9 protein-coding genes and 2 pseudogenes are annotated in these 10,370 nt (G+C 37.5%); all 11 read left to right on the forward strand.

Annotated elements, in window-relative coordinates:
* The first annotated feature begins 134 nt into the window (after positions 1-134).
* The 11 genes and pseudogenes from raiA to MTF64_RS15470 all read left to right on the forward strand — a co-directional run bounded on the left by raiA (position 135) and on the right by MTF64_RS15470 (position 10,156).
* Positions 135-491, forward strand: coding sequence for a ribosome-associated translation inhibitor RaiA (raiA, locus tag MTF64_RS15410; RefSeq protein WP_024033129.1), 357 nt, complete (start codon positions 135-137; stop codon positions 489-491).
* Positions 492-633: 142 nt separating this feature from the next.
* Positions 634-1,866, forward strand: a complete 1,233-nt coding sequence (locus tag MTF64_RS15415) for a divalent metal cation transporter (RefSeq protein WP_248451893.1) — start codon at positions 634-636, stop codon at positions 1,864-1,866.
* A gap of 185 nt (positions 1,867-2,051) precedes the next feature.
* A complete protein-coding gene (locus tag MTF64_RS15420) occupies positions 2,052-6,611 on the forward strand; it encodes an RHS repeat-associated core domain-containing protein (RefSeq protein WP_248451895.1) in 4,560 nt (1,519 codons plus the stop codon).
* Positions 6,612-6,621: 10 nt separating this feature from the next.
* Positions 6,622-6,774 (forward strand): hypothetical protein, encoded by a 153-nt coding sequence (locus tag MTF64_RS15425; RefSeq protein WP_248451897.1) that lies wholly within the window; start codon positions 6,622-6,624, stop codon positions 6,772-6,774.
* Positions 6,775-7,158: 384 nt separating this feature from the next.
* Complete coding sequence (locus MTF64_RS15435) at positions 7,159-7,473, forward strand: hypothetical protein (protein WP_248451898.1); 315 nt, start codon at positions 7,159-7,161, stop codon at positions 7,471-7,473.
* 378 nt (positions 7,474-7,851) lie between these two features.
* Positions 7,852-8,148 carry a hypothetical protein gene (locus MTF64_RS15440; RefSeq protein WP_248451899.1) on the forward strand — a complete coding sequence of 99 codons (297 nt, stop codon included), beginning with the start codon at positions 7,852-7,854 and terminating at the stop codon, positions 8,146-8,148.
* Between the two features lie 104 nt (positions 8,149-8,252).
* A pseudogene (locus MTF64_RS19950) lies at positions 8,253-8,792 on the forward strand (RHS repeat-associated core domain-containing protein); the annotation flags it as partial.
* Positions 8,793-8,807: 15 nt separating this feature from the next.
* Positions 8,808-9,149 (forward strand): hypothetical protein, encoded by a 342-nt coding sequence (locus MTF64_RS15455; RefSeq protein ID WP_248451901.1) that lies wholly within the window; start codon positions 8,808-8,810, stop codon positions 9,147-9,149.
* An 85-nt stretch (positions 9,150-9,234) separates the two neighbouring features.
* Positions 9,235-9,330 (forward strand): annotated as a pseudogene (locus tag MTF64_RS15460) (RHS repeat-associated core domain-containing protein); the annotation flags it as partial.
* Positions 9,331-9,366: 36 nt separating this feature from the next.
* On the forward strand, positions 9,367-9,729 hold the full coding sequence (locus MTF64_RS15465) for a hypothetical protein (RefSeq protein ID WP_248451902.1): 363 nt from the start codon (positions 9,367-9,369) through the stop codon (positions 9,727-9,729).
* Between the two features lies 1 nt (position 9,730).
* Positions 9,731-10,156: a hypothetical protein gene (locus tag MTF64_RS15470; protein ID WP_248451903.1), complete on the forward strand. Its 426-nt coding sequence runs from the start codon at positions 9,731-9,733 to the stop codon at positions 10,154-10,156.
* Positions 10,157-10,370 lie beyond the last annotated feature (214 nt).

The raw sequence follows: 10,370 nt of genomic DNA on the forward strand, positions 1-10,370 counted from the left end.
GCATAAACTTTGCACAACTTATAATTTAAATCAGTTTAAGTAACAATTTAATTTCAAAAATCAGTGCTTTTTCCTTGTGTTAATCTAAATAGCCCCCAATACTATTTATGAGGTAACAAATAAAAGGATACCCTATGAAAATTAATCTTTCTGGTCACCATGTAGACGTTACTAACTCTATTAGAGAGCATATCAACGAAAAGTTTTCAAAAATCGAGAGCCACTTTCCATCACTTATCGCACTCGACATTATATTGTCTAAAGAGCATCACAAAATCCAAGCAGAAATTAGCACAAATTACGAAGGTGCGCGTATATCGGTAAAAGGGGAAAACGAAGTTATGTACCCGGCGATTGCAAGCGCAGCTAAAAAACTCGATGCAGCACTAAAACATCGAAAAGGGCAAATAAAAGCAAATTTACACGAAAAGCCTGTAAGCACAACGCCAGAAATAGCGCACGAAATCATCCAAGAGATGGAACTAAAATAAGATTTAGTCCCAAAGTACTATAAAAAAGAGCCTTACGGCTCTTTTTTATTGCCTTTAATTTAGGTAAGTTATGCAGCCTTCGGTGTTATTAATTATGAAAATTAATAACCAGAGCGAATAACACACATAATTTGAGAAATTAATGCAGCAAACACACACCTCTTGGAAATCTCGATTGGGCGCACTAGGCCCTGGTATCTTAATGGCAACCGCAGCAATTGGCGGCTCTCACTTAGTTGCATCTACTCAAGCTGGCGCGCTATTTGGCTGGCAACTGTTTTGGCTAATTCTCGTTGTTAATGTATTAAAGTACCCATTTTTTCGCTTTGGTATGGAATACACCCTAGCAACCAAAAACAGTTTAGTAGAAGGCTATAAAAATAAAGGCCCTGTCTATTTTTATAGTTTTATTGGCTTAAATATCCTGGCCGCCATAGTTAATACCGCAGGGGTGTTATTACTGACTGTAAGCTTGCTGCATTATGCGCTGCCAATAGTGATAGAAGTCACGCTACTGTGTTGGATATTATTGGCCGTGTGTTTAGCTATTTTATTACTTGGGCACTTTAAAGCGCTCGACAGCGTTGCTAAAGGCATAATGGGGCTATTAACGCTTGCTACTGTTATTGCACTGGTTATCGCATTTAGTAACGGCCCAATGGCACCAGCTGACTATATTGGCCCATCACCTTACGAGTTGGCTATGCTGAGCTTTATGGTCGCGTTAATGGGCTGGATGCCGGCACCAATAGAAATATCAGCGCTTAGTTCGCTTTGGCTTAAAGAAAAACAAACTCAGCAAACGGTTACTAAAAGCCAAGGCTTATTCGATTTTAACGTAGGCTATTGGCTAACAGCCTGTTTAGCATTGGTATTTTTTAGCTTAGGTGTGCTGGTGCAATACGGCCAAAGCAGCAGTATTGAGCTTGGCGGTGTTGCCTTTGCTAAACAGCTTATTGATATGTATGCACTGACTATTGGCGAGTGGGCAAGGCCGCTTGTATCAGCCATTGCTTTTTTATGTATGTTTGGTACTACACTCACCGTGCTTGATGGCTACGCACGTACACTTAACGAGTCACATAAACTACTTGGCTTTAAGCAATCTAAACACAGTTTAAATATTTGGTTAGTACTGCAGGCCTTTGCCGGTATGGCCGTTATTTTATTTTTTAAATCGGCCCTTGGCCCAATGCTTACCTTTGCTATGACACTTGCTTTTGTCACTACCCCCGTTTTTGCATGGCTTAACTTTAGCCTAGTGCGCTCAGAGCCCGCCATTAAACACAGCGTACTATTGCGCAGCTTAACGTGGTTAGGCTTAATGTACTTGGTTGGTTTTGCTGTTGCGTTTGTACTCTGGAAGTTAGTCTAGACACTGTATTTTAAATAAATTTAAAGTGTTTCTATTTTGGGTTCTTTTATGTATGCTTAAAAATAACTAGTTTTAGTTAGCCCTTACAATTTGGATGGATAGGGTATTTAATTAGTACTGAATATTTAGTCGCTGTTCTTAAATAGCCTTATTTAGCTAAGTTGTATAACTTAAATGGATTTAATATGTATAGTTCAAGTAAACGAGCACTTAAGCTAACTTATGTGTTGGTAAGTTTTTTGTTTTCAGCACTTTTGTATGCCACTCCACCAGCTAATACGCAACAAGCTTTATTCCACTGTAAGGCGATAGATTTTGACCCCACCACTGCATCGCCAGAGTTTGAACACTGGTACCCAATAAAAGATATTACCAATGCTGGTAGTGTATGGATCAGAGGTCAGCTAACAAGTTTTGATGCGGCGATGCAATACCATAATCTTTTATTAGACCAATCACTGCACAAAGAGATATTAAGTGGTCCAAACTATAATGATGTAGTACAACGATGTACAGAGTATGTTGAAAGCCACAATTCTTTTATAGAAGAGCAAGGTACTTGTGATATTACACTAGATGGAAAAACCACTTATGGCACTGTCAATACTATCGCAGGAGAATTTCGAGATCCACCAGACGGCAGGCCTGCAACAGTTCAAGAACGAATTAATGGGGCCAATGGCTATATATTTAAATATGGTTTTACATATCAAAAAATATATTGGCAAAGAGCCGCATGTACCCAGTCTGGTTATGGAACGGGGGCTCCTGTATATATTTACCCTCTGCCATTTATTATTACTTATGATGCAAATGAAGAAAAAGATTGTGATGATGGTTGCCCACAAGATAATGGCGTAGATGCTTTTTCTGGGCAGATAAATAACTCAATGCCTGCATTACCACAAAAAGAATCAATTAATTACAATGCTGGAGTGTTTCATGCTTTACAAGACCATTTTCCACTTGATTTTACTTATTCAACCAATACAACTACCGAAACTGAAAATATAACTGATGTAAGTGGCCAATGGGTTAACCAACTTGATATACGAATGAATACAGGGTTTGTATCTCCATACAAAGATGAAAATTGGCAAGCAGTAAATTTTCTTAAAGAAGTAAGTAACATACAAATTTGGCGAAAAGGAAAGCTATCATCGTCATTTGATTACTACGATTACGACATAAATAACCCACAATGGGTTAGCCGCGTTGGTAAATATCAAGAAAAGTTAACTGGCGGGCAACAACATAATACTGAAAATTCTGATTTTATTTTAAGTAAAGCCAACTTAGACAAAGAATACTTTAGTAAAGGGCAACTCACTAAAATAAAAAAAGCGGATGGTACGGTCGTAAAAATAAATCACTTATCCAAGGTTACCTCTACTTTTAGTGTTTCTAAGGGGCCTGTGCCCAGCGTTCAAGGTAGTATTACTACCATATACGATGATACCGGTTACTTTTACGATGTTACTCTGGGTAGCGCATTGTTTAGGCATCGTTTTGATAATAATAAACGGCTACTGTATATAGAAAAACCTAAAAATAAAAAGGGTATCCACCCAAGAATTAATTACCATTATGATGATGAACGTAATTCAAGTTTATTAACCTCTGTAACCAATGAATTAGGCAAAACAACATTAACGTATCAATACGATGATAAAGGCCGTGTAGTCGAAACTTCAGACGGCAGCGATTATGGTGTTACGAGTGTTAACTATAAAAATGATAACCAAAGAGAAGTCACAGGCAAAACCGGTAAAGTTGAGCTGTTTGACTTTGTGATGGGGAAAATAGCAAAAGTAGAATGCTTAACTTGCTTAAATGAATCGGTTAAAACTCAAATTATTGATTTTGATAAACAGTATGTTGATGTAAATGGTACGGTCACGTTACAAGAAAAGGATTATGGTACAGGGCTTTTATCATCAGTCACAGTGGATGCAGAAGGCCTAGAGCCTGACATAACAGAGTATTCTTGGAAGTATAAAAAACCTTTGCTAAGTGGAATTAATAATAATGGTATTTATACGCGTTTTAATTATGATGAAAATGACTGGCTAACAGAAACGTCAATTGGGAATCGTCGAACAACGCAATACGAATATAATGAGTACGGTAATATCACTAAAGTCGATGGCCCAAGAGTCGATGTTAGCGATATTACCCTGCTAACCTATAACGACCAAGGTTTAGTGACTGAAATAAAAAATGCATTATATCAACCGCAGTTAGTTGTCTCAGCGTATGATGATATGGGCCGTATTACACAGTATAAAGAGTTAGATAACCACAGTGTGAATATGAGATATACAGACACTGGGCAAGTGTCTTTATGGGATAATGGTATAACCCAACTTAACTACGACTACTATTTAAATGGCCAATTAAAATCTGTGACAGACAATCAGGGGCTTACCTCAAGTTATACCTATGATGATAATCAAAATTTAAACACGATATCAGTCAATGCGACGAATAAAATTAAGTATCAGCGAGATAGCGCAGGACGAGTGATTGCCACCCAACTTATCAATGAAAATAATACCGTTGTTTACAATCAAAGCAATCGTTACGATGTAGACGGAAATCTTGCCTCGGTGTCTGACTTTGGTGTTGAAAACACATTTACCTACGATGCCAAAGGCAACGCCCTCACTAATTTAGATGCGAACCAGCAAGCAATCAATTATCAGTATGATGGCTTAAACCGGTTAACTCAAACACAAGACCAAAATGGCTATACCACACTGTACGATTACACTATAACAGGCAAGTTAGCTGCGGTGACAGACGCAACAGGCAAGGTAACACAGTACACCTACAATGATATTGACGAGCTAATTACACGTACCAGCCCTGATTCAGGTATAACACATTACGAATACGATGAGGCCGGTAACCTGATAAGCTCTACCGATGCGCGTAATATCACAGTAAACATTGAATACGATGCGCTTAATCGCCCTATTGCTATTCGATATCCAACTCCTCACGAGCAAGTGCTGTTTACGTATGACGAAGCAACTGGCAGTAATAATGGCACAGGTCATCTAACGTCGGTTACTGAGCACAGCGGTACTACTGGCTTTAAATATAATCAATTTGCTCAATTAACCGAAACAAGCTGGTCTAATAATCAAGTTCAATTTGCGTTAGGGTTTGATTATGGAAATAGTGACCGATTACAACGTTTGCATTACCCAAGTGGTAATAGTGTTAGCTACAGTTACGATACGCTGGGGAATATTCAATCAGTTGAGTTAACTACAACAAGAGGGGTAACGCAAATAGCGTCGGGCATACAGTATTTACCATTTGGACCGATGACATCAGCCGAATTAGGTAATGGGCTTACATTACAAAAAACGTTCGATACAGCGTACCGTGTGACCAGCCAGCAAGTAACAGGGTTGAATCATATAAATTATATTTATGATTTAGTTGGCAATATTTCAGATATTACGGACCAAGAGCAACCGCAATTGAGTCGTCATTATACATACACTCATGTCGGGCAGCTTGCCCTAGACAGCTGGGCTGCGCGTGAATTTGAATACGACGGCATAGGAAATCGTTTAACGCATACACAAGGCGACACACCCAATGTAAATTATGTTTATGCTGATACAGAGCACAGATTATTAGCCGTAAACACTCAAACCCCGTTATTGTTTACCTATGATGCTCGAGGAAATGCCATTAGCCGTGGAGAAATGACGCTGAACTATAATGACGCAAACCGGTTAGAGTCGGCCGCCAACAATGGGTCAACTACGCACTATAAGTACAACTATAAAGGGTTAAGGGTTCAAAAAACAGTTGCAGGTAACAACCGCTATTATTTTTATGATGAAAATGGTTTATTAATCAGTGAGGCTAATAGCAGTGGGCAAATAGCCAAAGAATACGTCTATCTACAGGGTGAGCCATTGGCAATGGTAAAAGCAGGCGCTATTTATTATTTTCATAACTCGCACTTAGGCGCCCCACAACGGCTCACCGATGAATATAAACAAACAGTATGGCAAGCCCAGTATAATGCCTTTGGTACAACGCAGATAATTACTCAACAAGCAGTCGCTGAGCAAGTAACGAATAATCTTCGTTTTCCGGGGCAGTACTTTGATGCAGAAACAGGGCTTTATTACAACTGGCACAGATACTACGACCCAGAGATTGGTCGGTACTTACAATCAGATCCGATAGGATTAGCTGGTGGTATCAATACCTATGGGTATGTTGATGGGAACCCAATAAATGCAATAGACCCGATGGGATTGTCTAAATTGACTATATTTCAAGACGGTAAAGTTATTTCTCTGGATAACCCCACGGCAACACAGTTAGTGAATACATTGAAAAACCTACCGAATTCTTCTGTGACCAATTTCCAAATTGCTGGTCATGGAAATAATTTTTCTCAGTGTATTTCTGCTGGAACGGGCTGTTCAGATTTTATCAATGAAAACTTAAATATAGTTGGCAGTGGAAAAAGGTTGGGCAATTTGGCTGACTTGCTTAAGGATAAGCTATCTTCAAATGGTGAGGTAAACCTTGAAGGGTGCAATAATGCATCTGGTGGTGACAATATTACGAAAAGATTAAGTGATGTTCTTCCAGAGGTTCCTGTAACAGGAGGAGATGGTTATCAACTTGGATATGAAAATCATTGGCTGTTTGGTAATAGTGCAAGCTCTTTTGGGTTTAAAAGAACATACTTAAATGGACAATAAGGTGATAATAATGAAAAAAGCCTATAAAAAATATATTGTTATTATTGTTATTTTATTAACTTTGCTCTATCTGCTTGCACCACAATCATTTTGCAGTGAAGGAATAGGTGAAGATAATAATTCCTCAGAAGGACAAAGCAATTTAGCTTGCCTTTTGAAATAATTAAAATGCGGCCTAGATTTAAAGCCTTTTACAAGCTCTTTCTTGTACCGTAAATGTGATAAAAAAGATAATGTGGCAGAGTAAAGGCTTACCGATGAATATAAACAAACAGTATGGTAAGCCCAGTATAATGTATTTGGTACAACCCAGATAATTACTCAACAAGCAGTCGCTGATCAAGTAACGAATAATATTCGTTTTCCGGGGCAGTACTTTGAGGCAGAAACAGGGCTTTATTACAACTGGCACAGATACTACGACCCAGAGATTGGTCGGTACTTACAATCAGATCCGATAGGATTAGCGGGCGGTATCAATACCTATGGGTATGTTGGTGGGAACCCAGTTAGTTATGTCGATGCGAATGGTTTAAGAGGTGTTGCCATGAGGCCTGTTAATTATCGACCTGTAAATAGAGCAACGCAATACAACGAAAATCATATTAAAAATATAGATGCTAGAACAAAAATGTTATCAGGACTCTTTTCTGACATCACTAAACTACAAAGATTATATACAGCAGATGGTGTTAGGTATGCATCGCCAAAGGTCTGTGTTTGCCAATCAACAGTTCAATTTTTTAGTGATAAATTGCCAATAACAATTTTTGGTTCTGACGAATGTACTGAATGGGACCGAGATGGTGATGGTGCTTATGATTTTACAGGTAAAGCTATTCCAAATTGTAGATGTTACTAATTATTTTTACTATCTGGTCACAAAGGGAAGTTATGAAAATTGCATTTATATTAATAACATCATTAATTTTTATCGGGTTATATATACTAGTCTGCCTTAAGATTTTTTATGGAAATTCACAAGGAATTATATATATACAGGATGAAGTTTCATTTGGGAGTGTTACCTTTTTGGGAGTGTTTATTTTAATGACAATAATGTTATGGATTGTATGTAACTATTTAATTGATGCATATACTAAAAGGAAGAAGCCATGAGTTTTTTAATGTCACTAAGGTCTACAAAAATTTACTTTTTTTAGCTGTTTTTTTTAATTCCATTTACTTTAGCCTACCTTATATCAGCCCTTTTTTATACAGCAATGAGGTTTTGAGTTTAATGACATATACAGGATATTCATCACTTTTCCCATCAGAGTACCTGAATTACCTTGCGATAATTTACTTTTTTTCTTATAGCGCAACACTCATTGGTTTAATGTTCTATAAGAAATGGTCTGAGATACTTTTTTTTGTATTCGTCATTTTTAATATTTTATTAGGCTCTGCTATTTTTGGGATTAGTGTTGCAAGTGTTTTAGAAGCGGGTGTTGCCTATGTATTAAGCCTAATAGAAGGAGCTTTGGTTTGCCTTTTACTTTTTTCTGATATTTCGAAAAAATTTAAAAGAGTTTAAACCTATTGGGGTTGCTCTATTTTCATAACTCGCACTTAGGCGCCCTACAAAGGCTCACCGATGAATATAAACAAACAGTATGACAAGCCCAGTATAATGCATTTGGTACAACGCAGGTAATTAATGAACAAATAACGAATAATCTTCGTTTTCCAGGGCAGTACTTTGATGCAGAAACAGGGCTTTATTACAACTGGCACAGATACTACGACCCAGAGATTGGTCGATATATTCAAAGTGACCCAATAGGATTAGCGGGTGGTATCAATACCTATGGGTATGTTGGGGGGAATCCGGTCATGAGATATGACCCAAATGGAAAAGAGTTTCTAAATTTCGTTTTTTGTGAATTTTCAGTGGCAAGCGCAGCCCTATATAGTGATGTTGGCACATTGTTAGATTCTGTTGATATTGCAGCGGTAAATTTGTCACATATGGATGATTTGATTGATGAAGAAATTACACAGTGCAAAGCCAGCGAGCATGAAAAGCTAGCTGAATTGTTAAGAATTAAAGCAAGCATTGCGAAGCAACAGTCAAGTTTGGCAGATGGAAATTTTGGTAATACAAATATATATTTTAGCGGTGCTATGTCAGTTATAGCTGCTGGGACTTGTGGGATTTTGCTTTTTACACCTTTATAATCAATGAGGTAAAACATGACAATTAATAAGTTCATATTGATAACAATAACAGTAATTTGGCAGGGGACTCTTTTTTTACTTGTTGGTCGGCTTTATCGAATATGGCTTTTAAAAGATAAACTGCCTGAATTGTTTGATTCTTCCTCTTTATCTAATTTGATGGAAAAGTCAAAAGATATAGATACTATCACTCTTATTCTTAAGTTTAAGCAACAGGAAAAGGATACTTTACAGCAGTTGTTTATGAATCAACTTAATGCACAAATTGAAATTATGCTTCTACTTTTAGGTGGGATCTTGTTGGGTATAACTGTGCATGTATGGTTTCATATTAGAAACAGGGAGCCATATAAGTAATTTTTCTTATTCGGAAAGTAAAATAAACTAAAACTATAATTTAGCTATTAGAAGGTTTTAGTCTTATTGATGATACTACGACCCAGAAATTGGTCGGTATATTCAAAGTGACCCAATAGGGTTAGCGGGGGGTATCAATACCTATGGGTATGTTGGGGGGAATCCAGTTAGTTATGTAGATCCCTTGGGCTTAAACCCAGATGTTAATTTAGTGCCTATGAATCAACCTAAATATTGGAGAGCAATGTTTAGGCATATACCTAATAGTCCAAATGACTTCTCAATTGGTGCTCACGGAAATTTAAACGGAGTTGTAAACAAGCTTGGGCGAACTTTAACCCCACAACAGCTTTTAAGTATAATGTATGGTGCTGGTTATGATGATGGGCAACCGGTGAAGATATATGCATGCGATACTGGGAAAGGTGGTACGGGTTCGATTGCTCAAAAGTTATCCAATTTAATAGGCCAGCCAGTTACAGCCCCAACAAATTTACTTCTGATTGGGGGGAATGGTGGTCACAGTATAGCTAATGGTGGGGCATGGGTAACATTCACTCCGCAATCAAGAGGTGATTAGTATGAAATATTATTTGGTATTATTTAATATTTTGATAGTCCTGAATACAAATGTTGCTCATAGCACAGAGTTAACACCTGCGTTTGCAAAGGAAATAGGGGTAAAAGTAGAGAGTCACTCTTTACCTGCTGAGTATAATGCTAGTTGTTCAATTATTGATATAACTTCACCAATAACGTTACCTAATTATTCTGAGTATGATGAACTGTCGGTAGTGATAGAAGTTTTTTCTAATAATGGTGTACTAATGTCAAGTACGTATTTGTATACGATGATAGACTCCCCAGAAAGTCATTATATTTCATCAGGTTGCTTGCCAATTGATAACAAACACGTAGTTAAAGTCACTTTACGCTACTCCTTAAAAGAGGCTATGTGTGCCAAAGACTTGAGTATTAGTAACTTAGAGGAGTGGGTAATTCAATAACCATAACAAATAGTCTCGCAGTGTCTGCTATTTGAGTTTACAGATTTTTATATTGAATATTCAACGGAGTACTTTAATGAAGAAACGGGTCTCTATTACAACTGGCACAGATACTACGACCCAGAAATTGGTCGGTATGTAGTGGCATAGTTAATTTGGCCACCCATTAAGAAAGAAATGTTATGCTAATAAGCATACAAATTTGGGTGAAAAA

It is taken from the genome of Pseudoalteromonas sp. 2CM41L (genome assembly GCF_023161905.1).
GTDB lineage: Bacteria > Pseudomonadota > Gammaproteobacteria > Enterobacterales > Alteromonadaceae > Pseudoalteromonas > Pseudoalteromonas atlantica.

What these genes read in the sequence shown, in the direction of transcription:
- raiA (WP_024033129.1), top strand. Translation starts at nt 135, where the DNA reads ATGAAAATTAATCTTTCTGGTCACCATGTAGACGTTACTAACTCTATT.
- MTF64_RS15415 (WP_248451893.1), top strand. Translation starts at nt 634, where the DNA reads ATGCAGCAAACACACACCTCTTGGAAATCTCGATTGGGCGCACTAGGC.
- MTF64_RS15420 (WP_248451895.1), top strand. Translation starts at nt 2,052, where the DNA reads ATGTATAGTTCAAGTAAACGAGCACTTAAGCTAACTTATGTGTTGGTA.
- MTF64_RS15425 (WP_248451897.1), top strand. Translation starts at nt 6,622, where the DNA reads ATGAAAAAAGCCTATAAAAAATATATTGTTATTATTGTTATTTTATTA.
- MTF64_RS15435 (WP_248451898.1), top strand. Translation starts at nt 7,159, where the DNA reads ATGAGGCCTGTTAATTATCGACCTGTAAATAGAGCAACGCAATACAAC.
- MTF64_RS15440 (WP_248451899.1), top strand. Translation starts at nt 7,852, where the DNA reads ATGACATATACAGGATATTCATCACTTTTCCCATCAGAGTACCTGAAT.
- MTF64_RS15455 (WP_248451901.1), top strand. Translation starts at nt 8,808, where the DNA reads ATGACAATTAATAAGTTCATATTGATAACAATAACAGTAATTTGGCAG.
- MTF64_RS15465 (WP_248451902.1), top strand. Translation starts at nt 9,367, where the DNA reads ATGAATCAACCTAAATATTGGAGAGCAATGTTTAGGCATATACCTAAT.
- MTF64_RS15470 (WP_248451903.1), top strand. Translation starts at nt 9,731, where the DNA reads ATGAAATATTATTTGGTATTATTTAATATTTTGATAGTCCTGAATACA.